Below are 23985 nucleotides of genomic sequence, written 5' to 3' on the forward strand. Positions count from 1 at the left end.
TAACAACGATGGCGATGAAAAAGTTGCTCATAGCGTCGCTGCTGTTTAGCAGCGCCACCGTTTACGGTGCAGACGATTTCGTAGTGAAGGACATTCATTTCGAAGGTCTACAACGAGTCGCCGTCGGCGCGGCTCTGCTCAGCATGCCGGTACGTGTCGGTGATACGGTGAATGATGATGATGTCAGAAACACCATTCGCTCACTGTTTGCCACCGGTAACTTTGAAGATGTGCAGGTTCTGCGTGACGGGACAACCCTGATTGTTCAGGTGAAAGAGCGTCCAACCATTGCCAACATCACTTTCTCCGGTAACAAAGCGGTGAAAGAAGATCAGCTGAAACAGAACCTCGAGGCTTCTGGCGTGCGCGTTGGCGAAGCGCTGGATCGCACTACGCTCTCTTCAATCGAAAAGGGTCTGGAAGATTTCTACTACAGCGTCGGTAAATACACCGCCAGCGTCAAAGCGATTGCTACGCCGCTGCCACGTAACCGTGTTGACCTGAAGTTCGTCTTCCAGGAAGGCGTTTCTGCGCAGATTCAACAGATCAATATCGTCGGCAATAAAGCTTTTAGCTCTGACGAACTGATCTCACGCTTCTCACTGCGTGATGAAGTGCCGTGGTGGAACGTGGTGGGCGATCGTAAATATCAGAAGCAAAAATTAGCGGGCGATCTCGAAACCCTGCGCAGCTTCTATTTGGATCGCGGTTATGCGCGTTTCAATATCGATTCCACGCAGGTGAGCCTGACGCCAGATAAGAAAGGCATCTACATCACCGTGAACATTAACGAAGGCGATCAGTACAAGATTGCCGGCGTAATTGTGAACGGCAGCATGGCGGGCCATTCTGCGGAAATCGAAAAGATGACCAGAATTCCATCGGGTGAGCTGTACAACGGCACCAAAGTTACCCAGATGGAAGATGACATCAAGAAATTGCTGGGTCGTTATGGCTACGCCTATCCGCGTGTCGTGACACAACCTGAAATCAACGATGCTGACAAAACCGTCAAGCTGCATATCAACGTTGATGCGGGCAACCGTTATTACGTGCGTAAGGTACGCTTCGAAGGCAACGACACATCGAAAGATTCAGTACTGCGCCGTGAAATGCGTCAGATGGAAGGTGCCTGGTTGGGCAGCGACCTCGTTGATCAAGGTAAAGAGCGTCTGAATCGTACGGGTTACTTCGAAACCGTTGACGTTGATACACAGCGCGTTGCGGGTGCACCAGACCAGGTTGATGTGGTTTACAAGGTGAAAGAGCGTAACACCGGTACCTTCAACTTTGGTGTCGGTTACGGTACCGAAAGTGGAGTGAGTTTCCAGGTTGGCGTGACTCAGGAAAACTGGCTCGGCACCGGTAACACCGTTGGCATCAGCGGTACCAAAAATGATTACCAGACCTATGCTGAGCTCTCCATGACCGATCCGTACTTTACGGTTGATGGTGTGAGCCTTGGCGGTCGTTTGTTCTACAACGATTTTAAAGCTGATGACGCGGATCTGTCCGACTATACCAACAAAAGTTATGGTCTCGATGGAACGCTGGGCTTCCCGGTCAATGAAAATAACACGCTGCGTGTTGGTTTAGGATACGTACATAACGACCTGTCCAACATGCGTCCACAGATTGCTATGTGGCGTTATCTTGATTCGGTGGGGCGTCATCAGGGCCTGAATGATGACGGCGATTTCTCCGCAGATGATTTCACCTTCAACTATGGCTGGACGTATAACACCTTAGACCGCGGCTTCTTCCCAACGCGCGGTAACCGTACCAACCTGAACGGTAAAGTGACCATTCCGGGCTCTGATAACGCGTTCTATAAAGCGACATTAGATAGCCAGCAATATGTGCCGCTGAACCGCGATGGTACGTGGGTGGTATTAGGTCGTGGTCGTGTTGGATATGGTGACGGACTTAATGGTAAAGAGATGCCGTTCTATGAGAACTTCTACGGCGGTGGTTCAAGCACGGTTCGTGGCTTCCAGTCCAATACCATTGGTCCTAAAGCTGCGTATCTGAACGATGGCTCATCTACCTGTAATCTGACCAACCCGAACGGGGTTTGTAAGTCAGATGATGCGGTAGGGGGTAATGCTATGGCGATTGCCAGCCTTGAGCTGATTACGCCTACGCCGTTCCTGAGCGAAAAGTATGCAAACTCTGTGCGTACCTCGGTGTTTATGGATGCCGGTACCGTTTGGGATACCAAATGGCAGAACACCGCAGAAACACGTGCGGCGGGTGTGCCGGACTACAGCGATCCTAACAACATTCGCGTCTCTGCCGGTGTGGCACTGCAGTGGATGTCACCATTAGGACCGTTGGTATTCTCATACGCCCAGCCGATGAAGAAAGTCGAGGGAGACAAGTCAGAGCAATTCCAGTTTAACATCGGTAAAACCTGGTAAGGCTCTGAACAAGGAAGTGAAAATACCGTCTTGCACGCGTGCCGTTTAAAGATGCGGCACGCTGCAAACACACACGTTGAGGTAAGGAGTTTATAGTGAAAAAGTTGTTCTGTGCTGCTGCTCTGGGTGTTGCATTAGCTGCTTCTGCGGGTGCCCAAGCGGCTGATAAAGTTGCCGTCGTGAACCTGAGCCAGGTTTTCCAGCAGTCTCCGCAGCGTGCCGCTGTTGCTAAGCAACTGGAAGGTGAATTCCAGAGCCGCGCCTCTGACCTCCAGTCTCAGCAGCAGAAGATCCAGCAAGAAATTCAGGATCTGCAGCGTAATGCGTCGACCATGAAAGCGAGCGACCGTACCAAGAAAGAGAAGCAGATTTCTTCTGAGCGTGCTGCCTTTGAACAAAAAGCACAGGCTTTTGACAAAGACAACCAAACCCGTCAGATGCAGGAACGTAACAAGCTGCTGGCTAAAATCCAGACCGCTGTGCAGTCTGTAGCGAAAAGCGAAGGTTACGATCTGGTTCTGGACTCTCAGGCCGTGCTGTACTCTTCTTCTGATGCTAAAGACATCACTGCTGACGTTGTAAAACAGGTTAAATAATTGATGTCATCAATTCGACTGGCTGATTTAGCCCAGCAGTTGGATGCAGAATTGCACGGAGATGGCGATATCGTCATCTCCGGCATTGCTTCTATGCAATCCGCCACAACTGGCCAAATCACTTTTCTTGCAAACAGCCGCTACCGCGAGCAGCTCGCTACTATCCAGGCTTCAGCCGTGGTGCTGACGGAAGCGGATCTGGAGTGGTGTAAAACGGCCGCCCTGGTGGTGAAAAATCCTTACCTAACTTATGCCCACATGGCACAACTGCTGGACACCACGCCGCAGCCCGCGCAGAATATCGCGCCCAGCGCGGTGATCGATGCAACTGCGAAGCTGGGTAAGAATGTTTCGGTAGGCGCAAATGCGGTGATTGAGTCCGGCGTTGAGCTGGGTGATGACGTCGTTATTGGCGCAGGATGTTTTGTTGGTAAGCAGACGCGTATCGGTCGCGGCTCACGCTTGTGGGCTAACGTCACGATTTATCACGAAATCCAGATTGGTCAGGATTGTCTGATTCAGTCCGGCACGGTAATCGGTGCTGATGGTTTCGGGTATGCTAACGATCGCGGCAACTGGGTGAAAATTCCGCAGCTGGGTACCGTAGTGATTGGTGATCGGGTAGAAATTGGTGCCTGTACCACTATCGATCGCGGCGCGCTGGATAACACTCTGATCGGCAATGGTGTTATCATAGACAACCAGTGTCAGATTGCCCACAACGTGATCATTGGTGATAACACCGCAGTTGCTGGTGGTGTGATCATGGCGGGTAGTCTGAAGATTGGACGTTACTGTATGATTGGCGGCGCCAGCGTCATTAACGGCCATATGGAAATCTGTGACAAAGTGACCGTAACGGGCATGGGCATGGTAATGCGCCCCATCACAGAACCTGGGGTATACTCGTCGGGTATTCCACTGCAACCCAACAAAACCTGGCGTAAAACTGCAGCGCTGGTGATGAACATCGATGAAATAAGCAAACGCTTAAAAGCCATCGAACGTAAGGTCGGCAAAGACGACTAAACGCATCCCACGCTACTCGCTTTCATAACAAGAAGTGTACTTTCTTCCAGCGTCGGTTAAGCCGAACATGGCAGCAGGTATGGTAAGAAAGCGAAACGCCCCGAACTAATTTGCGGCCTGCGGAAGATCATTTTGATCGGTGCAGGCCGTGTTATTGTTGCCATCAGATTTTTAGGACAGGAAGAGTATTTTGACTACTGAAACGCATACTCTGAAAATTGAAGAGATTTTAGAACTGCTGCCACACCGCTATCCTTTCTTGCTGGTTGATCGCGTGCTGGATTTTGAAGAGCATAAATACCTGCGCGCGGTTAAGAACGTTTCTGTTAACGAACCGTTTTTCCAGGGACATTTCCCTGGTAAGCCGATTTTCCCAGGCGTTCTGATTCTGGAAGCGATGGCGCAAGCGACCGGTATCCTGGCGTTTAAAAGCGTTGGAAAACTGGAGCCAGGCGAACTGTATTACTTCGCCGGTATCGATGAAGCCCGTTTCAAACGTCCTGTAGTACCGGGCGATCAGATGATCATGGAAGTGACATTCGAGAAAACCCGTCGTGGCTTAACGCGCTTTAAAGGCGTGGCGACCGTTGACGGCAAAATTGTCTGTGAAGCGACCATGATGTGTGCCCGTAGCCGGGAGGCATAATAAGTGATTGATTCAACCGCCAATATTCATCCCAGTTCAGTTATTGAAGAAGGTGCCATTATCGGTGCCAATGTTCATATCGGCCCGTTCTGCTTTATCGGTGCTCATGTGGAAATTGGTGAAGGTACCGTACTCAAATCACACGTGGTGGTGAACGGCCATACGCGTATCGGCAAAGATAATCAGATCTACCAGTTCGCTTCCATCGGTGAAGTTAACCAGGATCTGAAATATGCTGGCGAACCGACGCGCGTTGAAATTGGCGATCGCAACCGCATCCGCGAGAGCGTCACGATTCATCGTGGTACCACCCAGGGCGGCAATGTGACCAAAGTCGGCAGCGATAACCTGCTGATGGTTAATGCGCACATTGCCCATGACTGCGTGATCGGCAATCGCTGCATTTTTGCCAATAATGCCACGCTGGGCGGTCACGTAACCGTTGATGATTTCGCTATTATTGGCGGCATGACAGCGGTACATCAGTGGTGCACCATTGGTGCGCATGTGATGGTTGGCGGTTGTTCAGGTGTCGCGCAAGATGTGCCGCCTTACGTTATTGCACAGGGTAACCATGCAACGCCGTACGGTATTAACATCGAAGGTCTGAAGCGTCGCGGCTTTAGCAAAGAAGCGCTGCATGCCATTCGCAACGCGTACAAACTGCTGTACCGCAGCGGCAAAACGCTGGATGAAGTGAAACCAGAGATTGAAGAGCTGGCGAAGCAACACAGTGAAGTACAGCCTTTCTATGATTTCTTTGCCCGTTCAACGCGTGGATTGATTCGTTAATCCATGTCAGCGCGTCCCCTCACGATTGCCCTGGTCGCCGGAGAAACCTCCGGCGATATTCTTGGTGCAGGTCTCATCCGTGCGTTAAAAGCGCGTCATCCCAATGCACGCTTTGTTGGCGTGGCTGGCCCGCTGATGCAGGCCGAAGGCTGTGAAGCCTGGTACGAGATGGAAGAGCTGGCGGTGATGGGTATCGTCGAAGTGCTAGGCCGCTTGCGCCGCTTGCTTAAAATTCGTCACGACCTCACGCAGCGCTTTACCGAACTCAAGCCGGATGTCTTCGTTGGCATTGATGCGCCGGATTTCAACATTACGTTGGAAGGCAGCCTCAAGCGCCAAGGCATTCGCACTATTCATTACGTCAGCCCTTCGGTTTGGGCGTGGCGTCAAAAACGCGTGTTTAAAATCGGCCGTAATACCAATTTGGTGCTGGCCTTTTTGCCGTTTGAAAAAGCTTTCTACGATCGCTTCAACGTGCCGTGCCGCTTTATTGGCCATACCATGGCCGATGCGATGCCGTTACAGCCTGATAAACTGGCGGCGCGTCGCGAGTTAGGCATAGCCGAAGAGGCGATTTGCCTCGGCTTATTGCCCGGCAGTCGCGGTGCAGAAGTTGAAATGCTCAGCGCCGATTTCCTGCGCGCTGCCCAACTTTTGCGTCAGCGCTATCCAACGCTGGAAATCGTGGTGCCGCTGGTCAATGCCAAACGTCGCGAACAGTTTGAGCAGATCAAAGCTGAGGTGGCGCCGGAACTGCCGATGCATTTGCTGGATGGCAAAGGCCGCCAGGCGATGCTGGCCAGTGACGCCGCTATTCTTGCGTCTGGCACCGCCGCGCTGGAGTGTATGCTGGCGAAATGCCCGATGGTAGTGGGTTATCGTATGAAGCCGTTTACCTTCTGGCTGGCCAAACGTCTGGTGAAAACGCCGTATGTTTCGCTGCCGAATCTGCTGGCTGGTCGCGAACTGGTGAAAGAGCTGCTGCAGGACGAGTGCCAGCCTGAAGCTTTAGCTGCGGCGTTAGAGCCCTTGCTGCACGCCGGGCCTGAGCGCGAAGCGTTACTGAACACCTTCACCGAACTGCATCAACAGATTCGCTGGAATGCCGACGAACAAGCGGCGGATGCGGTACTGGAGATCATAAATGGCTGAATTTATCTATCCCAACGCACAGCGGATTGCCGGCGTTGATGAAGTTGGGCGCGGCCCGCTGGTTGGGGCCGTTGTCACTGCTGCGGTGATTCTCGATCCTGCCAACCCTATTGCAGGCCTGGCCGACTCGAAAAAGCTGTCAGAGAAGCGTCGTCTGGCGTTGTATGACGAGATCAAAGAGAAGGCGTTGGCCTGGAGCCTTGGCCGTGCTGAACCTGAAGAGATCGATCAGCTCAATATTTTGCACGCTACCATGCTAGCGATGCAGCGTGCGGTGGCAGGTTTACCCGTTGCGCCAGACTTCGTACTGATCGATGGCAACCGTTGCCCAGCGTTGCCGATGCCTTCGCTGGCAGTGGTGAAGGGCGATAGCCTGGTGAGAGAGATCAGTGCGGCCTCGATTATCGCTAAAGTGACGCGCGATCGGGAAATGGCCGAGCTGGATCTGCTATTCCCTGAATATGGCTTCGCGCAGCACAAAGGTTATCCGACTGCTTTGCATATGGAAAAGCTAACGCAGCACGGTGCCACACCTCACCATCGTCGCAGCTTTGCGCCGGTGCGTAACGCCCTGATCGATGCCGATGTGCGGGCTGCACATCAGCCAACTACGCTTTAATAGCCTGACGCTGTTTTAACCGGAAACTGATATGGCTGAACCTCGTTTTATACATCTGCGCGTCCATAGCGATTACTCCATGGTTGATGGTCTGGCGAAAACCGGACCTTTAGTCAAGAAGGCGGCCGCGCTTGGCATGCCAGCGATTGCCATGACCGACTACATCAACCTGTGTGGGTTGGTGCGTTTTTACGGCAGCGCGCACGGAGCGGGGATCAAGCCGATTGTGGGGGCTGACTTCCACGTCGCCAGTGAACTGATGGGTGACGAGCTGACGCAACTCACCGTGCTGGCCGCGAATAACACCGGTTATCAAAACCTAACGCTGCTGATTTCACGTGCGTATCAGCGCGGTTATGGCATCGATGGGCCAATCATCGATCGTGACTGGCTGCTGGAATTAGGCGAAGGTTTGATTCTGTTGTCGGGTGGACGCCGCGGTGATGTTGGTCGTAGCCTGCTGCGCGGCAATAGCGCCATGGTGGCGCAGTGTTTGAGCTTCTATCAGGAACACTTCCCCAATCGCTATTACCTCGAGCTCATCCGCACCGGTCGTGCTGATGAGGAAGCTTATTTGCACGCTGCGGTTGAGTTAGCGATCGCCGAAGGCGTACCGGTGGTGGCCACTAACGAAGTGTGCTTCCTGAATGAAGAAGATTTTGATGCGCATGAAATCCGCGTCGCAATTCATGACGGCTATACGCTGGATGATCCTAAGCGCCCGCGCAATTACAGTCCTCAGCAATATATGCGCAGTGAAGAGGAGATGTGCGAGCTGTTCTCGGACATCCCGGAAGCGCTGGAAAATAGCGTAGAGATTGCTAAGCGTTGTAACGTAACCGTGCGCCTCGGCGAATACTTCCTGCCACAGTTCCCCACCGGTGAGATGAGCACCGAAGACTTCCTCGTGGCGAAGTCACGTGAAGGTCTGGAAGAGCGTATGGAATTTCTCTTCCCGGATCCGGCGGAGCGCGCTGAGAAACGCGTGGAATATGATGAACGTCTGGATATTGAACTCACCGTAATCAACCAGATGGGCTTCCCCGGCTACTTCCTGATCGTGATGGAGTTTATTCAGTGGTCCAAGGATAACGGCATCCCCGTGGGGCCTGGCCGCGGCTCGGGTGCGGGCTCGCTGGTGGCGTATGCGCTGAAGATTACCGATATTGATCCGCTAGAGTTTGACCTGCTGTTCGAACGCTTCCTTAATCCAGAACGTGTGTCGATGCCCGACTTCGACGTCGACTTCTGCATGGAGAAGCGCGATCAGGTTATCGATCACGTTGCCGAGATGTACGGACGTGAAGCGGTATCGCAGATCATCACCTTCGGTACCATGGCGGCGAAAGCGGTAATCCGCGATGTGGGACGCGTGTTGGGTCATCCGTATGGTTTCGTCGATCGCATCTCCAAACTGATCCCGCCGGATCCGGGCATGACGCTGGAAAAAGCCTTCCTGGCTGAACCGCAGCTGCCGGAGATCTACGAGGCAGACGAAGAGGTTAAAGCGCTGATCGACATGGCGCGCAAACTGGAAGGTGTCACGCGTAACGCTGGTAAACATGCCGGTGGTGTGGTGATCTCGCCAACTAAAATTACCGATTTTGCGCCGCTGTACTGCGATGAAAACGGACAGTTCCCGGTTACCCAGTTTGATAAGAATGACGTGGAATACGCCGGGCTGGTGAAGTTTGACTTCCTCGGCTTGCGTACGCTCACCATCATCGACTGGGCGCTGAAGATGATTAACCCGCGCCGTGAAAAGCAGGGTTTGCCGCCAATCGATATCGCTGCCATCCCGCTGGATGACAAGAAAAGCTTCGACATGCTGCAGCGCTCGGAAACCACCGCAGTGTTCCAGCTTGAATCGCGCGGCATGAAAGATCTGATCAAACGTCTGAAGCCTGACTGCTTCGAAGATATGATCGCTCTGGTGGCATTGTTCCGTCCGGGCCCGCTGCAATCGGGCATGGTAGATAACTTCATCGACCGTAAGCACGGCCGCGAAGAGATCTCCTATCCGGATATTCAGTGGCAGCACGAAACCCTGAAGCCGGTACTGGAGCCGACCTACGGCATTATCCTGTATCAGGAACAGGTGATGCAGATCGCGCAGGTGCTGTCCGGCTATACGCTGGGTGGCGCAGATATGTTGCGTCGTGCGATGGGTAAAAAGAAACCAGAAGAGATGGCGAAGCAGCGTTCGGTATTCCAGGACGGTGCGGAGAAGATGGGCGTCGATGGCGAACTGTCGATGAAAATCTTCGATCTGGTGGAGAAGTTCGCCGGTTATGGCTTTAACAAGTCACACTCCGCTGCTTACGCACTGGTTTCTTATCAAACGCTGTGGCTGAAAGCGCACTATCCGGCAGAGTTCATGGCGGCGGTAATGACCGCCGATATGGATAACACCGAGAAAGTGGTTGGACTGGTCGATGAGTGCTGGCGTATGGGCCTTAAAGTGCTGCCGCCGGACATCAACTCAGGTTTGTATCCGTTCCACGTCAATGACGAAGGCGAGATCGTTTACGGCATTGGCGCGATTAAAGGCGTGGGCGAAGGTCCGATCGAAGCGATCATTGATGCGCGTAACGAGGGCGGCTACTTCAAAGAGCTGTTCGATCTCTGTGCGCGCACTGACACCAAGAAGATCAACCGTCGCGTGATGGAAAAACTGATCATGTCGGGCGCGTTCGATCGTCTGGGTCCGCATCGTGCAGCATTGATGAGTGCGCTTGGCGATGCATTAAAAGCCGCCGATCAGCACGCTAAAGCCGAAGCCATTGGCCAGGCCGATATGTTTGGTGTGCTGGCGGAAGAGCCGGAGCAGGTGGAGAAATCCTACGCCAGCATTACGCCATGGCCGGAACAAGTTCAGTTGGATGGCGAACGTGAGACGCTTGGCCTGTATCTCACCGGCCATCCCATTAATCAGTATTTGAAAGAAATTGAGCGTTACGTTGGCGGCATGCGGCTGAAAGACATGCATCCAACAGATCGTGGTAAAGTAACCGTCGCGGCGGGGCTGGTGATTGCCGCCCGCGTGATGGTCACCAAGCGCGGCAACCGAATTGGTATTTGTACGATTGACGATCGTTCTGGTCGTCTTGAAGTGATGTTATTTACCGATGCGTTAGATAAATACCAGCAGTTGCTGGAGAAGGACCGTATCCTGATCGTCAGTGGACAGGTCAGCTTTGATGACTTTAGCGGTGGCCTTAAAATGACCGCTCGAGAAGTTATGGACATCGACGAAGCGCGGGAAAAATACGCGCGCGGACTTGCTATCTCGCTGACGGACAGGCAAATTGATGACCAGCTTTTAAACCGTCTCCGCCAGTCTCTGGAGCCTCATCGCTCCGGGACCATTCCGGTGCATCTCTACTATCAGAGAGCCGATGCGCGAGCGAAGCTACGCTTTGGTGCAGCGTGGCGAATTTCGCCCAGCGATCGTTTACTCAACGATTTGCGGTCGTTAGTAGGATCGGAGCAGGTGGAACTGGAGTTTGACTAAAACAGGAACATTATGAGTCTTAATTACCTGGATTTTGAACAGCCAATCGCAGAGCTTGAAGCGAAAATCGACTCGTTAAAATCGATTGGCCGTTCGGATGAGAAACACGATATTAATTTGGATGAGGAAGTGCAGCGCCTGCGCGAAAAAAGCGTTGAGCTGACCCGTAAAATCTTCTCCGATTTAGGCGCCTGGCAAGTGGCGCAACTTGCGCGTCATCCGCTGCGTCCTTATACACTGGACTATATCCGCAACGCGTTTGATGATTTCGACGAACTGGCTGGCGACCGCGCTTATGCCGATGATAAAGCGATTGTCGGTGGTATTGCACGTCTCGACGGCCGTCCGGTGATGATCATTGGTCATCAGAAAGGTCGCGAAACCAAAGAGAAAATCCGTCGTAACTTCGGCATGCCGGCACCGGAAGGCTATCGCAAAGCGCTGCGCCTGATGGAAATGGCGGAACGTTTCAAGATGCCGCTGATCACCTTTATTGACACGCCGGGTGCTTATCCGGGCGTCGGTGCAGAAGAGCGCGGTCAGTCTGAAGCGATCGCTCGCAACCTGCGTGAAATGTCTGGCCTGAAAATTCCGGTGATTTGTACCGTAATCGGCGAAGGCGGTTCCGGTGGTGCGTTGGCCATCGGCGTGGGCGACAAAGTGAACATGCTGCAGTACAGCACATATTCAGTGATTTCACCGGAAGGCTGTGCGTCGATTCTGTGGAAAAGCGCCGATAAAGCGCCATTGGCCGCAGAAGCGATGGGCATCACCGCTGAACGTCTGAAAGAGCTGAAGCTGATTGATTCCATCGTTCCAGAACCGCTGGGGGGTGCACATCGCCATCCGCTGGAGATCGCTGCCAGTCTGAAGCAGCAGCTGTTGGCTGATCTGGCCGATCTCGATGTGTTGAGCACCGAAGAGTTGCTTAACCGTCGCTATCAGCGCCTGATGAACTACGGCTACGCGTGATAAGCAATGCTGCATAAGAAGAAGCGGACTTCGGTCCGCTTTTTTTATGCCTGTTAATGGGTGAATTCGCATTGGTCGCCATTAATGGCGAGCCGACACACTTGCAGCAATAAAAATGTCGGAAGGGTCAGGAAAGGCCAGCCTGAAGAGCAAAGCGTCCGAGCCAGGATGGCGAGGCCGATCAAAATGGATGCAGGCCTTCTTTGCGATCGGGCTGGCCTTTCCTGGCCTCAGCCGCCAGCGATGTAACTTAACAGCAGAGCATTCCAGGTTTATCCACGTCCGCTTTTCGCTATCCTTATTCAGTGCCACAACACCACAGGAGGTGAGCATTGAATATTATTGCGATCATGGGACCGCACGGCGCTTTCTATAAAGATGAGCCTATTCGCGAACTGGACGCCACACTCAAGCTGCAAGGCTTCCAGACCGTCTACCCCAATAATGCCAGCGACCTGCTGAAGTTGATTGAACACAATCCGCGCATTTGCGGGGTGATTTTTGACTGGGACGATTACAGTCTGTCGTTGTGTAGCGATATCAATCAGCTCAACGAATATCTGCCGCTGTATGCCTTCATCAACACCCATTCGCAAATGGATGTCAGCATCAACGAGATGCGCATGGCGCTGCACTTCTTTGAGTATGCCCTAAGCGCCGCCGATGACATCGCGCTGCATATTCGGCAATACACCGATGAGTACATCGACAACATCACACCGCCGCTGACCAAAGCGTTGTTCAATTATGTGAAAGAGGGCAAATACACTTTCTGCACGCCAGGGCACATGGGCGGTAGCGCCTTTCAGAAGAGCCCGGTTGGCAGCCTGTTTTACGACTTCTTCGGCTCGAACACCTTAAAGGCGGACGTTTCGATCTCGGTGACAGAACTGGGTTCGTTGCTCGATCACACCGGTCCGCATCTGGAAGCGGAAGAGTATGTCGCGCGTACCTTTGGCGCAGAGCAAAGCTACATGGTGACCAACGGCACCTCGACCTCGAACAAAATCGTCGGCATGTACGCGGCTCCCGCCGGCAGCACGGTATTGATTGACCGTAACTGCCATAAATCGCTGACCCATTTACTGATGATGAGCGACATCATTCCGATTTGGCTCAAGCCGACGCGTAATGCGCTGGGAATTCTCGGCGGTATTCCGCAGCGTGAATTTACGCGCGACAACATTCAGCAAAAGGTTAACGCCACGCCGCGCGCCAGCTGGCCGGTGCATGCAGTCATTACTAACTCGACTTACGACGGCCTGCTGTATAACACACAGTTCATCAAGCAGACGCTGGATGTACCCTCAATCCACTTTGATTCAGCGTGGGTGCCTTACACCAACTTCCATCCGATCTACGCCGGAAAAAGCGGCATGAGTGGCGATCGTACTCCAGGCAAAGTGATCTATGAAACGCAATCAACCCACAAGCTGCTGGCGGCATTTTCACAGGCCTCGCTAATTCACATCAAAGGCGACTACGACGAGCACACCTTCAACGAAGCCTACATGATGCACACCACCACATCGCCAAGCTATGCGATCGTGTCATCGATTGAAACGGCGGCAGCGATGTTGCGCGGTAATCCGGGTAAGCGACTGATTAACCGCTCGGTCGAACGCGCGCTGCATTTCCGCCGTGAGATTCAGCGCTTGCGTGAAGAGTCCGACGGCTGGTTCTTTGATATCTGGCAGCCGGAGCAGGTTGATCAAGCTGAATGCTGGCCGATCCAGCCGGGCGAAGAGGATTGGCACGGTTTCACCCATGCCGATCGCGATCACATGTACCTCGATCCGATCAAAGTCACCATCCTGACGCCGGGCATGAGTGAACTGGGTAACATGGCGGAAGAGGGGATTCCTGCCGCGCTGGTGGCGAAGTTCCTCGATCAGCGCGGTATCGTGGTGGAGAAAACCGGGCCCTACAATCTGCTGTTCCTCTTCAGCATCGGTATCGATAAAACCAAAGCGATGAGCGTGTTGCGCGGGTTGACGGAATTTAAGCGTGCCTACGATCTCAACCTGCGGGTGAAAAACATGCTGCCGGATCTGTATGCCGAAGATCCTGACTTCTATCGCAACATGCGTATTCAGACGCTGGCGCAGGGCATTCATCAACTGATCCTGCAGCACGATTTGCCGCGTCTGATGTTGAAGGCGTTCGACGTGCTGCCGGAGATGAAGATGACGCCGCATCAGGCGTTTCAGCGCCAGGTGAAAGGCCAGGTTGAAACCGTTGATATTCGTGAGTTGGTGGGGCGCATTTCGGCCAATATGATTTTGCCGTATCCGCCGGGCGTACCGGTGGTGATGCCGGGTGAGATGATCACCGAAGAGAGCCGATCAGTACTCGATTTTCTGCTGATGCTCTGCACCATTGGTCGCCACTATCCCGGCTTCGAAACCGATATTCACGGCGCGACGCTGACCGAAGATGGCCGCTATCTGGTGCGCGTGTTGCGTGATGAAGACGATCGCTAACTTAGGATAATCCCCCCTTTCCATCGCCGCTTATGCCACGTAGGGTAAGCGGCTTATGTGAAAAATGGAGCCGCTATGCTGCAGATAAAACAGATCCACCACATTGCCATTATTGCCACCGATTATCAGCGCAGTAAGGCGTTTTACTGTGATGTGCTGGGTTTTGAACTTTTGGGTGAATATTACCGCGCCGAGCGCGATTCCTGGAAAGGCGATCTTGGGTTGAACGGGGTTTACACCATCGAGCTGTTCTCGTTCCCGTCGCCGCCGCCACGTGTCAGCGGACCGGAAGCCTGCGGTCTGCGCCATCTGGCGTTTTGTGTCGAGGATGTCGCGCAGTCGATAGCCGCGCTAGCGGAGAAGGGCGTGACCTGTGAACCGATTCGTATCGATGCGTTAACCGGCAAAGCCTGCACCTTCTTCCCCGATCCGGACGGTTTGCCGCTGGAGCTGTATCAGGCGTAAACTAGCGTCCGCCGCGAGCCGCAATTCGGTGGCTCGCCTGGACGGAACGCGCTCATGTCTTTATCTCATCTTGCTTCGCTGCTGACACCCGACGCTGGCTATGTGCTGGCGTTCAGCGGCGGACTTGACTCTACCGTGCTGCTGCATCAATTGGTTTGCTGGCAACGTCAGCAGCCGCAGCTGCGCGTGCGCGCGTTACATGTTCATCATGGCTTAAGCCCCAATGCTGATCGCTGGGCGCAACATTGTCAGCAGATTTGCATGCAGTGGCAGATTCCTTGTGCGGTTCTGCAGGTGCAGGTTGATGGGCGCGATAGCGGTATTGAAGCGGCGGCCCGCGAGGCGCGCTATCAAGCGCTGTTTCAGCAGCTACAACCCGGTGAGCACTTACTCACTGCGCAGCACCTCGACGATCAGGCGGAAACGCTGCTGCTGGCATTAAAACGCGGCAGCGGACCGGCGGGTTTGGCGGCGATGCCGCTGCAGCGCAGCGTTGACGATCGTCTGCATCTGCGACCGTTGCTTGACGTCAGCCGTCAGCAGTTGGAAAACTATGCTGCCGAGCACCAGCTCAGCTGGATTGAGGATGAAAGCAACGCCGATAGCCGCTATGACCGCAACTTCTTGCGCCAGCAGGTTTTACCGCTACTGCAGGCGCGCTGGCCGCACTTCTGCGCCGCCAGCGCACGCAGTGCAGCACTCTGTGGCGAGCAGGAGCAACTGCTGGATGAGTTGCTGGCTGAACAGCTGATACAGCTTACCGATGCGCATGGCGCACTGCATTTTCCACCGTTACTCGACATGAGCGAAGCGCGCCGCCATGCGCTGTTGCGCCGCTGGATCGCTCAACAGGGCGGCGCGATGCCTGCGCGTGAAGCGCTCAAACGTATCACCGATGAAGTCATTAACAGTCGGGATGATGCTAAACCTTGTCTGCGCTTCGGCGATTTTGAACTGCGACGCTATCGCCAGCAACTCTACTGGCTCAGGCCGCAGCCATCTCTGAGTCAGCACTCGCTAACCTGGCAAGACCGCAGCCAGCCACTCGATTTACCGGCAGGTGTAGGCTTGCTGCAGGCTAACGGCGAGATTGCTGAGTTACGTCACCCTAATGCGGATGAAGAGATCAATATTCGCTTCAGGGCGCAAGGCTATTATCACCTGCTGGGGCGCGCGGGTGGCCGAGAGATGAAGAAGCTGTGGCAAGAGTTGGGCGTTGCGCCCTGGCAGCGTGAACGTATCCCCTTGATTTACTACAACCAGACGTTAATTTGCGCGCCGGGACTGTTTATCACCCGGGAAGGCGCGGCTGGCAATGCGCAAGGCTGGCAGGCGATCTGGCTACAACAACAATAAAATGGAGAGCAATGATGAAGTATTTGATTGCCGCGCTTTTATGCGCTGCGACGCTACCGGCGTTTGCCGACGGTGATGTCAATGCCGGCGCGCAAAAAGCGGCAAGCTGCATGGCGTGTCACGGCGCGGAGGGCAAAAGCGCGGTGCCGCTTTATCCAAATCTCGCGGGACAACATGCGCCTTATCTGCTGCATTCACTGCAAGCCTACAAAAAAGGCGAACGCAGCGGCGGTCAGGCAGAAGTGATGAAAGCATTTGTGGCGGGATTGAGCGATCAGGATATGGAAGATTTGTCGGCGTATTACAGTTCGTTAAAGCCTTAAGCGAGGGGGGCGGGATGGGATTCCCGCCCGAGAGAGGGTTTACTCTTCGCTAACGACGACGGTGCCCAGCTCCGGATGCGTGAAGCTGGCGATGTGGTCGAGCCGCACTTCGCGGGTCTCGCCGGAGAGATCGACGGCAAGGTACTCGACGTTTTTACGTGAGACCATGTCCACGGCTTTCGCCTTGAGCTGATCGCCGTTTTTTAACTCTAACGACAGCGTCCAGTTTTTTTGGCAGGCGAGTTCGAGGTTGTCGTAGTCATCGCAGTTGATGGGTTTGTAGGCTTCATTCGTCAACATAGTCGCTCACCAATAAGTTTGCAGCGGCATACGCTGCTTGTTCCCTGAGAGAAGAGTTTAGCGCAGAATCAGCGGCAATATCGTTGAGAGCCTTCAACGCACAACCTATGGCGTCTGGCACATACCCAAGGTCGCCGCTACCAATTTCGGCATACTTCTGGCGAACTAACTCACAATACTTTTGCACATACACCTCCTCAGCAGAGCTTGATACTCTGGATGATAGGCGACTATATCACAGGAAATTCATGGAAATCAGCCCGGTCGTCACGGGTTTGATGCATGGAAAAGGGCAAAAGTGACATTTCGCGCTGGTATCATGCACTCAGCGTGCGCACAAAAGGTTAAGTTGATGAACAGGTTATTACGCGACACAACGTCGAACCAAACGGCAGGTGACAGATGATTGTACTGTCTCGTTCGGTTTCACTGGCCGATAATGAAGTAGAGCTTAGTGCCATCCGTGCGCAGGGTGCGGGCGGCCAACACGTGAATAAAACCTCTACGGCCATTCACCTGCGGTTTGATATCAACGCATCGTCGCTGCCGCCGTTTTATAAAGAGCGACTGCTGGCGGCGAGCCATCATTTGATCACTGCGGAAGGTGTGGTGATCATCAAAGCACAGGAGCACCGTAGCCAGGAAATGAATCGTGAAGCGGCCGTGCAGCGGTTGATCAATCTGATTCAGGAGTTAACTACGGTGGAAAAAGTCCGGCGCGCGACGAAACCGACGCACGGTTCTAAAGTGAGGCGGCTGGAAGGCAAAACACGGCGCAGTAACGTAAAAGCGATGCGCGGGAAAGTGCAATAAAAAACGCCTCCAGTCGGAGGCGTTTCAGTGTTACTTGTTGAGGGCTTTCGCCAGGAAGTCGACGATGTCGTGCTGCTTGATCATCTGCTTCTCGCTGGCGGTACGCGCCTTGTACTCAATCTCTTGGTTATCGAGATTACGATCGCCAATCACGATGGTGTGCGGCACGCCAATCAGCTCCATATCCGCGAACATCACGCCTGGACGCTCTTTGCGATCGTCCAGAATTACGTCGATGCCTTTAGCACGCAGCGTGTTGTACAGCTCTTCTGCCAGCTGTTGTACACGGAAAGATTTGTGCATGTTCATTGGCAAAATGGCGACTTCGAACGGCGCCAGCGCCGCAGGCCAGATGATGCCGCGCTCATCGTTGTTCTGCTCAATCGCTGCCGCCACCACGCGCGTGATACCGATGCCGTAGCAACCCATAGTCATCACCTGGTTACGGCCATCTTCGCCCTGTACCGCCGCTTTCATCGCTTCGGAGTACTTGGTACCCAGCTGGAAGATGTGGCCAACTTCAATACCGCGTTTAATCTGCAGCGTGCCTTTACCGTCCGGGCTTGGATCACCTTCGACCACGTTACGGATATCTTCCACGCGCGGTTCTGGCAGATCGCGTCCCCAGTTGATGCCGCTCAAATGCTTACCATCGATGTTCGCGCCCGCACAGAAGTCGCTGGTTTTCGCCACGGTACGATCGGCGATCACTGGCAGGGTCAAACCAACCGGACCGAGTGAACCTGGACCTGCGCCTAACAATGCGCGAATCTCTTCTTCGCTTGCCATCTCCAGCGGTTCAGCCACGATATCCAGCTTTTCGGCTTTAATTTCGTTCAGCTGATGATCGCCGCGCAGCAGCAGGGCAACCAGCGTGTGGCCGCTCTCTTCGGTGGCTTTGACGAACAGCGTCTTGACGGTTTTCTCGATCGGCAACTGATGTTGTTCAACCAATTCAGCAATGGTTTTCGCGTTCGGCGTATCGAACTGCGTCATCGCCTGCGTGGCCTGTGGACGTTCACCAGCCGGCGCTAAGGCTTCAGCTTTCTCAATGTTGGCCGCGTAATCCGATTCGCTGGAGAAGATCACGTCATCTTCACCGCTCAGCGCCAATACCTGGAACTCGTGTGAGGCGCTGCCACCGATAGAACCGGTATCGGCCTGTACGGCACGGAAATCCAGACCCATGCGGCTGAAGCTTTGGCTGTAGGCGCGGTACATCGCGTCGTAAGTTTCCTGCAGCGACTCCTGCGTGGTATGGAACGAGTAAGCATCTTTCATGATGAACTCGCGTGAACGCATCACACCAAAACGCGGGCGTACTTCATCGCGGAATTTGGTTTGGATTTGATACAGGTTGAGCGGCAGCTGCTTGTAAGAGCTCAGCTCGTTGCGGATCAAATCGGTCACCACTTCTTCGTGGGTTGGACCCAACACGAATGGACGCTCATGACGATCTTTAATGCGCAGCAGTTCCGGGCCGTACTGCTCCCAACGGCCACTCTCTTCCCACAAATCGGCTGGCTGAACCACCGGCATGGAGATCTCAATCGCGCCGGCGTTGTTCATCTCTTCACGCACGATGTTTTCAACTTTTCGCAGCACGCGAATACCGGTCGGCAACCAGGTATAGAGACCCGAAGCCAGTTTGCGGATCATGCCGGCGCGCAGCATCAGCTGGTGGCTGATCACTTCTGCATCGGAAGGTGTCTCCTTCAGAGTGGAGAGCAGATATTGAGTAGTACGCATTGATTACGATTCCAGTTATACGGAAGGAAACTGACAAAATTTTTCTGGCGGCTAGTGTACCAGCGAGATCAATCACTCAAAAGCGAGTTTTAGCGTGGATCGAGGGCGATCACTTCGGTTCCCGCGTCATCAATGCGCCAGCGCACATTAAAGTCGAGGAGCCACGCGGCATATTCGCGATCCTGCGTCTCACCTTTACGATAGGCTGGGCGCGGATCCTGCGCCAGCACGTCGGTGATAAACCGCGCCAGCTGGGGATAGGTTTTCTGCTGCTGTTGAAGCTGGCTCTGCGCCAGTGGCGAAAAGCGTACCGGCATAGTGGCATCCGGAGCGGCCTGCGCAAAGCCGGCACGCGCATCCGGTAACGCCTCGGCAAACGGCAGATAGGGTTTGATATCCACCACCGGCGTACCATCGACTAAATCAAGGCTGCCGAGCTGTAAGATCACCTGCTGCTTCTCGCAGCGAATACCTTTTAACTCAACCAGCGACATGCCGATGGGATTGGGACGGAAGGTCGACCGTGTGGCGAACACTCCCATACGCGCATTGCCACCGAGGCGCGGTGGACGCACCGTTGGACGCCAGCCACCCTCCATCGTTTGGTGAAAGACGAACAGTACCCACAGATGGCTAAAGTCTTCGAGACCGCGTACCGCTTCCGGCTGATTGTAGGGCGGCAACAGATGCAACTCGCCGCCACCATCCTGCACCAGACCGGGCTGGCGCGGGACGGCAAACTTCTCTTTCCACGGTGAGCGGATCACGCCGATTTGCGCGAAGGCAAATTCACTCATTGATTGGAGACTTTTAGGGCGGAGCCCTGGCAAATGGCCTGGCGATAACATCCCGGCGTGCTGGTGACAATTTCGCACTTATGCAGCAATACCGCATTGGCTTTCATGCCGGCCGCTCTGATCTGCAAGCGTTTACGCGCGGTGTTGATATTCGGCGGTGAATCCTGGCTGCTGCTTTGGCAATCTTCAGCGGAGACTTCGCCTAAATCGCGGAACGGATTGCTGACCAAATCGGTCGCATCGGTGTAAATCTTCACCGGCGCAGGACGTGGTGTCGGTTTGCGTTCTGGCTCGCTGGATGCCTGCTGCGGACGAGAAGGAGCACTGCTTATCGGGTGATATTCACGCACGCACCCGGTTAGCATCAATGCCAACAAGCAGAGCGGTAAAAAACGCATGGCAACATCCTCAAGTAATAAAAAGTGGCGTTATTGAAACAAGGACGACAATAAATAACAAGTCAGGTGCAATTTATGGCAAAAGAAAGGGCGGCCGAAGCCGCCCTGTATGGCATGAAAGGTAAAAATTACCAGCCTTTCACTGCACCGCCGTTGAAGATCTTGTTGGCCGCTTCAGACACTTCGTCTGATTGGTAGGCTTGAACAAATTTCTTCACGTTCTCAGCGTCTTTGTTATCTTCACGGCTAACGATCAGGTTCACATACGGTGAATCTTTGTCTTCCACGAAGATGCCATCTTTCGCTGGCGTCAGGCCAATCTGGCTAGCGTAAGTGGTGTTGATCACCGCCAACGCGATTTGCTGATCGTCCAGGGAACGTGGCAGTTGCGGCGCTTCCAGCTCAACAATCTTCAGGTTTTTCGGGTTCCCGACGATATCCAGCGAGGTAGGCAGCAGACCCACGCCGTCTTTCAATTTGATCAGGCCCACTTTCTGCAGCAGCAGCAATGAACGACCCAGGTTAGTGGGATCGTTCGGGATAGCGACCTGTGCACCGTTCTGCAGTTCATCCAGTGATTTGATTTTCTTCGAGTAACCCGCGATTGGGTAAACGAAGGTGTTCGCTACGATAGCCAGCTTGTAACCACGATCTTTAATTTGCTGATCGAGATACGGCTTGTGCTGGAAGGCGTTAACGTCGATATCACCTTTGCTCAGCGCTTCGTTAGGCAGCACGTAATCGTTAAAGGTGACCAGCTCAACATCGAGGCCATATTTTTCTTTGGCAACTTTCACCGCAGTTTCCGCAACCTGCTGCTCAGCACCCACGATCACACCCACTTTAATGTGGTTTGGATCTTTTGCTTTTTGATCGCATCCTGCCAGCGCAATTGCGCCAATCAGAGCACCCACAGCGGCAATCTTTTTAAATGTAAAAGACATATCCCTTCCTTAATAGAGGACTATTGATGTTGCTTGCTTACTTATGGGACACAGCACGCACGATGCGGTCGCCACAGAATTGGATTAAATACACCAGAACAACCAGCAGGATCAGCACGGTATTCATCACGGTGGCGTTATAGCCGATGTAACCATACTGGTAGCCAATCTGGCCCAAACCGCCCGCGCCAACTGCACCGCCCATGGCAGAGTAGCCGACCAGCGTAATCAGAGTAATTGTAGCGGCATTCACCAGACCCGGCAGGGCTTCTGGCAGCAGGACTTTACGCACAATCTGCAGCGGCGTGGCGCCCATAGCGCGGGAAGCCTCGATCAAACCGGTTGGCAGCTCGAGCAGTGCGTTCTCAACCATACGTGCAATAAATGGCGCGGCCCCAACAGTCAGCGGCACGATGGCGGCTTGCAAACCAATGGACGTGCCGACGATGGCGCGAGTAAAGGGAATCATCCACACCAATAAGATAATGAATGGAATCGAACGGAAGATATTCACCAGCGCTGACAGCACGCGATAGAGCGCATTGTTAGCCAGAATCTGACCCGGGCGCGTAACATACAGCAGCACGCCGACCGGCAGACCGAGGACAAAACCAAAGAAACCGGAGACAAAGGTCATCATCAGCGTTTCCCAGACGCCACGCGTCAGTAACCACATCATCGCTTCAGACATAACCTAGCACCTCTACTTTCACATGATTTTCTTTCAGCCAGGCAATTGCGGCTTGGGTATCTGTTTCACTGCCATCCATTTCGGCTAACATGATGCCGAACTTCACGCCGCCGGCGTAATCCATCTGCGCGCTAATAATATTGTTATTCACGTTAAAGCGACGTGCCGCCTCAGACAGCAGCGGAGCATCGACTGACTTACCGGTGAACTCCAGACGCAGCAGGGGCACGCTTTCGGCGGAGGCCTGTGGCGCCATGCGCTGCTGATAGTCGTCAGGGATATCCAGATGCAGCGTGGATTGGATGAACTGCTGCGCCAGCGGTGTTTTTGGATGTGAGAACACTTCGCTTACGCTGTCTTTCTCGATCAGCTCACCATTGCTGATGACCGCAACCTGATCGCAGATGCGTTTCACCACATCCATTTCGTGGGTGATCAATAGAATGGTAATACCGAGACGGCGGTTGATGTCTTTCAGCAACTCCAGAATGGAACGCGTTGTGGCCGGATCCAGCGCGCTGGTGGCTTCATCACACAGCAGCACCTTCGGATTACTTGCCAGCGCGCGCGCAATCGCTACACGCTGCTTTTGTCCGCCAGAGAGATTCGCCGGCCAGCTATCATGCTTGTCGGATAAACCCACCAATTCAAGTAACTCGGTGACGCGCTTTTTAATCTGCTCGCGAGAGAGGTTGCCTAATTCCAGTGGCAGCGCCACGTTGCCGGACACCGTGCGCGAGTTCATCAAGTTAAAGTGCTGGAAAATCATGCCAATCTGACGGCGTGCCAGTGTTAATTGGCCTGAAGAGAGGGTGGTCAACTCCTGGCCATCAACCAGTACGCGACCGGATGTTGGGCGTTCGAGCAGATTGACGCAGCGAATCAATGTACTTTTACCGGCACCGGATGAACCGATGACGCCATAAATCTGTCCAGCAGGCACATGCAGGCTGACGTTCGACAGTGCCTGAATGCTGCGTGAACCTTGCTGGAACACTTTGGTGATATTTTCGAGTTTAATCATTAGGTTATTTATTATCGTGTTGCATGGTCCGTGGTGTATCGGGCTTCGCTCAGCAGTGCTGCGCGAAATTTGAATGGATGTTAAGGTATCCAGACGGCTAAATCAATCGAAGTCATTCAATCTGCCATTCTCTCGCTATACGCAATCATGCGATACTTAGGGACACATTTTCAGCAGGAGTTTCTACGTGGCGAACAAAGTCCCGGCTATTTTTCTGGATCGTGATGGCACCTTGAATGTCGATCACGGCTATGTTCATGAAATCGATAATTTCGAATTTATTGATGGCACCATCGAAGCGCTACAGGCGCTGAAGAAGATGGGCTATGCGCTGGTGCTGGTGACCAATCAGTCGGGCATTGCGCGGGGGATGTTTACCGAAGATCAGTTTATGCAGCTCACCGAATGGATGGACTGGTCACTGGCCGATCGGGATGTTGATCTGGATGGCATCTATTTCTGCCCACATTTACCCGATGCAACAGTAGAAGAATATCGACAGCAGTGTGATTGCCGTAAGCCGCAGCCAGGCATGTTGCTTTCGGCGCAGCAGCATCTGGATATCGATATGGCTTCTTCTTATATGGTAGGTGACAAAATAGAAGATATGCAGGCGGCACAAGCGGCAGGTGTTGGTACAAAAGTATTGGTACGTAGCGGTAAGCCGGTAACGGCAGAAGGTGAAGCCGCGGCGGATTGGGTAATTAATAGTCTGGCAGAACTACCTTCACGCATTAAAAAGGCCTAAAAACGGTCGTTTTGTGCAAATTTCAATCGAACGGCAAAAAAGTTGAAATTTGCACTTGTCACCTCCGAATAACTCCCTATAATGCGCCACCACTGAGACGGCAAAGCGGCAACGCGGGCGGCTCAGCAGGGAGTGAAGAAATTCATCCCGCCGG

The 23985-nt window shown here is 53.7% G+C and carries 23 protein-coding genes; 15 read left to right on the forward strand and 8 right to left on the reverse strand.

The window, feature by feature from the left end; translation table 11 throughout:
* The first annotated feature begins 8 nt into the window (after positions 1 to 8).
* The 13 genes from bamA to PMI17_RS24100 all read left to right on the forward strand — a co-directional run bounded on the left by bamA (position 9) and on the right by PMI17_RS24100 (position 16367).
* Positions 9 to 2420 (forward strand): outer membrane protein assembly factor BamA, encoded by a 2412-nt coding sequence (bamA, locus tag PMI17_RS24040; protein ID WP_007893918.1) that lies wholly within the window; start codon positions 9 to 11, stop codon positions 2418 to 2420.
* A 95-nt stretch (positions 2421 to 2515) separates the two neighbouring features.
* A complete protein-coding gene (locus PMI17_RS24045) occupies positions 2516 to 3016 on the forward strand; it encodes an OmpH family outer membrane protein (protein WP_007893920.1) in 501 nt (166 codons plus the stop codon).
* Positions 3017 to 3019: 3 nt separating this feature from the next.
* A complete protein-coding gene (gene lpxD / locus PMI17_RS24050) occupies positions 3020 to 4045 on the forward strand; it encodes a UDP-3-O-(3-hydroxymyristoyl)glucosamine N-acyltransferase (protein ID WP_007893922.1) in 1026 nt (341 codons plus the stop codon).
* A gap of 190 nt (positions 4046 to 4235) precedes the next feature.
* Positions 4236 to 4691 (forward strand): 3-hydroxyacyl-ACP dehydratase FabZ, encoded by a 456-nt coding sequence (gene fabZ / locus PMI17_RS24055; protein WP_007893924.1) that lies wholly within the window; start codon positions 4236 to 4238, stop codon positions 4689 to 4691.
* A 3-nt stretch (positions 4692 to 4694) separates the two neighbouring features.
* The gene (lpxA, locus tag PMI17_RS24060; protein ID WP_007893926.1) at positions 4695 to 5483 is read left to right on the forward strand and encodes an acyl-ACP--UDP-N-acetylglucosamine O-acyltransferase; all 789 of its coding nucleotides are present in this window, start codon (positions 4695 to 4697) and stop codon (positions 5481 to 5483) included.
* Between the two features lie 3 nt (positions 5484 to 5486).
* Complete coding sequence (gene lpxB / locus PMI17_RS24065; protein WP_007893927.1) at positions 5487 to 6635, forward strand: lipid-A-disaccharide synthase; 1149 nt, start codon at positions 5487 to 5489, stop codon at positions 6633 to 6635.
* Positions 6628 to 7254: a ribonuclease HII gene (rnhB, locus tag PMI17_RS24070; protein WP_007893929.1), complete on the forward strand. Its 627-nt coding sequence runs from the start codon at positions 6628 to 6630 to the stop codon at positions 7252 to 7254. The genes lpxB and rnhB overlap by 8 nt, the downstream gene beginning before the upstream one ends.
* A gap of 31 nt (positions 7255 to 7285) precedes the next feature.
* Positions 7286 to 10768, forward strand: a complete 3483-nt coding sequence (gene dnaE / locus PMI17_RS24075; protein ID WP_007893933.1) for a DNA polymerase III subunit alpha — start codon at positions 7286 to 7288, stop codon at positions 10766 to 10768.
* Positions 10769 to 10780: 12 nt separating this feature from the next.
* Positions 10781 to 11740, forward strand: coding sequence for an acetyl-CoA carboxylase carboxyl transferase subunit alpha (gene accA, locus PMI17_RS24080; RefSeq protein WP_007893936.1), 960 nt, complete (start codon positions 10781 to 10783; stop codon positions 11738 to 11740).
* 332 nt (positions 11741 to 12072) lie between these two features.
* Positions 12073 to 14223 carry a lysine decarboxylase LdcC gene (locus PMI17_RS24085; RefSeq protein WP_007893939.1) on the forward strand — a complete coding sequence of 717 codons (2151 nt, stop codon included), beginning with the start codon at positions 12073 to 12075 and terminating at the stop codon, positions 14221 to 14223.
* A gap of 75 nt (positions 14224 to 14298) precedes the next feature.
* Entirely contained in the window at positions 14299 to 14688 is a 390-nt protein-coding gene (locus PMI17_RS24090) for a VOC family protein (RefSeq protein WP_007893941.1), read from the forward strand.
* A gap of 54 nt (positions 14689 to 14742) precedes the next feature.
* Positions 14743 to 16044 (forward strand): tRNA lysidine(34) synthetase TilS, encoded by a 1302-nt coding sequence (gene tilS / locus PMI17_RS24095; protein ID WP_007893942.1) that lies wholly within the window; start codon positions 14743 to 14745, stop codon positions 16042 to 16044.
* 14 nt (positions 16045 to 16058) lie between these two features.
* Positions 16059 to 16367, forward strand: coding sequence for a cytochrome c (locus tag PMI17_RS24100; RefSeq protein ID WP_007893944.1), 309 nt, complete (start codon positions 16059 to 16061; stop codon positions 16365 to 16367).
* Positions 16368 to 16406: 39 nt separating this feature from the next.
* Here PMI17_RS24100 and rof read toward each other — a convergent pair whose 3' ends face one another.
* Positions 16407 to 16667, reverse strand: coding sequence for a Rho-binding antiterminator (gene rof / locus PMI17_RS24105; protein ID WP_007893946.1), 261 nt, complete (start codon positions 16665 to 16667; stop codon positions 16407 to 16409).
* Positions 16654 to 16854 carry a YaeP family protein gene (locus PMI17_RS24110; protein WP_036622231.1) on the reverse strand — a complete coding sequence of 67 codons (201 nt, stop codon included), beginning with the start codon at positions 16852 to 16854 and terminating at the stop codon, positions 16654 to 16656. The genes rof and PMI17_RS24110 overlap by 14 nt, the downstream gene beginning before the upstream one ends.
* A gap of 215 nt (positions 16855 to 17069) precedes the next feature.
* On the opposite strand from PMI17_RS24110, the gene arfB reads away from it, so the two are divergent.
* Positions 17070 to 17480 (forward strand): alternative ribosome rescue aminoacyl-tRNA hydrolase ArfB, encoded by a 411-nt coding sequence (gene arfB / locus PMI17_RS24115; protein ID WP_007893949.1) that lies wholly within the window; start codon positions 17070 to 17072, stop codon positions 17478 to 17480.
* A 30-nt stretch (positions 17481 to 17510) separates the two neighbouring features.
* Here arfB and proS read toward each other — a convergent pair whose 3' ends face one another.
* The 6 genes from proS to metN all read right to left on the reverse strand — a co-directional run bounded on the left by proS (position 17511) and on the right by metN (position 23083).
* On the reverse strand, positions 17511 to 19229 hold the full coding sequence (proS, locus tag PMI17_RS24120) for a proline--tRNA ligase (RefSeq protein WP_007893952.1): 1719 nt from the start codon (positions 19227 to 19229) through the stop codon (positions 17511 to 17513).
* An 89-nt stretch (positions 19230 to 19318) separates the two neighbouring features.
* Positions 19319 to 20026, reverse strand: a complete 708-nt coding sequence (gene tsaA / locus PMI17_RS24125) for a tRNA (N6-threonylcarbamoyladenosine(37)-N6)-methyltransferase TrmO (protein WP_007893955.1) — start codon at positions 20024 to 20026, stop codon at positions 19319 to 19321.
* Positions 20023 to 20424 carry an Rcs stress response system protein RcsF gene (rcsF, locus tag PMI17_RS24130; protein ID WP_007893958.1) on the reverse strand — a complete coding sequence of 134 codons (402 nt, stop codon included), beginning with the start codon at positions 20422 to 20424 and terminating at the stop codon, positions 20023 to 20025. Before rcsF ends, tsaA begins: the two co-directional genes overlap by 4 nt.
* Positions 20425 to 20552: 128 nt before the next feature.
* Positions 20553 to 21368, reverse strand: coding sequence for a MetQ/NlpA family lipoprotein (locus PMI17_RS24135; protein ID WP_007893960.1), 816 nt, complete (start codon positions 21366 to 21368; stop codon positions 20553 to 20555).
* A gap of 37 nt (positions 21369 to 21405) precedes the next feature.
* Entirely contained in the window at positions 21406 to 22059 is a 654-nt protein-coding gene (locus tag PMI17_RS24140; protein ID WP_007893963.1) for a methionine ABC transporter permease MetI, read from the reverse strand.
* The gene (gene metN / locus PMI17_RS24145; protein ID WP_007893965.1) at positions 22052 to 23083 is read right to left on the reverse strand and encodes a methionine ABC transporter ATP-binding protein MetN; all 1032 of its coding nucleotides are present in this window, start codon (positions 23081 to 23083) and stop codon (positions 22052 to 22054) included. The genes PMI17_RS24140 and metN overlap by 8 nt, the downstream gene beginning before the upstream one ends.
* Positions 23084 to 23270: 187 nt before the next feature.
* Here metN and gmhB point away from each other — a divergent pair, with 187 nt between their 5' ends.
* Entirely contained in the window at positions 23271 to 23831 is a 561-nt protein-coding gene (gene gmhB / locus PMI17_RS24150; RefSeq protein ID WP_007893969.1) for a D-glycero-beta-D-manno-heptose 1,7-bisphosphate 7-phosphatase, read from the forward strand.
* Positions 23832 to 23985 lie beyond the last annotated feature (154 nt).

This window comes from Pantoea sp. GM01 (assembly GCF_000282675.1).
Classification (GTDB): Bacteria; Pseudomonadota; Gammaproteobacteria; order Enterobacterales; family Enterobacteriaceae; genus Pantoea; species Pantoea nemavictus.

Excerpts from the sequence above, each read along its gene's own strand:
- proS (WP_007893952.1), bottom strand. The coding sequence starts at position 19,229 with ATGCGTACTACTCAATATCTGCTCTCCACTCTGAAGGAGACACCTTCC.
- bamA (WP_007893918.1), top strand. The coding sequence starts at position 9 with ATGGCGATGAAAAAGTTGCTCATAGCGTCGCTGCTGTTTAGCAGCGCC.
- tsaA (WP_007893955.1), bottom strand. The coding sequence starts at position 20,026 with ATGAGTGAATTTGCCTTCGCGCAAATCGGCGTGATCCGCTCACCGTGG.
- PMI17_RS24100 (WP_007893944.1), top strand. The coding sequence starts at position 16,059 with ATGAAGTATTTGATTGCCGCGCTTTTATGCGCTGCGACGCTACCGGCG.
- dnaE (WP_007893933.1), top strand. The coding sequence starts at position 7,286 with ATGGCTGAACCTCGTTTTATACATCTGCGCGTCCATAGCGATTACTCC.
- PMI17_RS24135 (WP_007893960.1), bottom strand. The coding sequence starts at position 21,368 with ATGTCTTTTACATTTAAAAAGATTGCCGCTGTGGGTGCTCTGATTGGC.
- PMI17_RS24140 (WP_007893963.1), bottom strand. The coding sequence starts at position 22,059 with ATGTCTGAAGCGATGATGTGGTTACTGACGCGTGGCGTCTGGGAAACG.
- rcsF (WP_007893958.1), bottom strand. The coding sequence starts at position 20,424 with ATGCGTTTTTTACCGCTCTGCTTGTTGGCATTGATGCTAACCGGGTGC.
- metN (WP_007893965.1), bottom strand. The coding sequence starts at position 23,083 with ATGATTAAACTCGAAAATATCACCAAAGTGTTCCAGCAAGGTTCACGC.
- tilS (WP_007893942.1), top strand. The coding sequence starts at position 14,743 with ATGTCTTTATCTCATCTTGCTTCGCTGCTGACACCCGACGCTGGCTAT.
- rnhB (WP_007893929.1), top strand. The coding sequence starts at position 6,628 with ATGGCTGAATTTATCTATCCCAACGCACAGCGGATTGCCGGCGTTGAT.
- lpxB (WP_007893927.1), top strand. The coding sequence starts at position 5,487 with ATGTCAGCGCGTCCCCTCACGATTGCCCTGGTCGCCGGAGAAACCTCC.
- PMI17_RS24090 (WP_007893941.1), top strand. The coding sequence starts at position 14,299 with ATGCTGCAGATAAAACAGATCCACCACATTGCCATTATTGCCACCGAT.
- arfB (WP_007893949.1), top strand. The coding sequence starts at position 17,070 with ATGATTGTACTGTCTCGTTCGGTTTCACTGGCCGATAATGAAGTAGAG.
- lpxD (WP_007893922.1), top strand. The coding sequence starts at position 3,020 with ATGTCATCAATTCGACTGGCTGATTTAGCCCAGCAGTTGGATGCAGAA.
- accA (WP_007893936.1), top strand. The coding sequence starts at position 10,781 with ATGAGTCTTAATTACCTGGATTTTGAACAGCCAATCGCAGAGCTTGAA.
- rof (WP_007893946.1), bottom strand. The coding sequence starts at position 16,667 with ATGTTGACGAATGAAGCCTACAAACCCATCAACTGCGATGACTACGAC.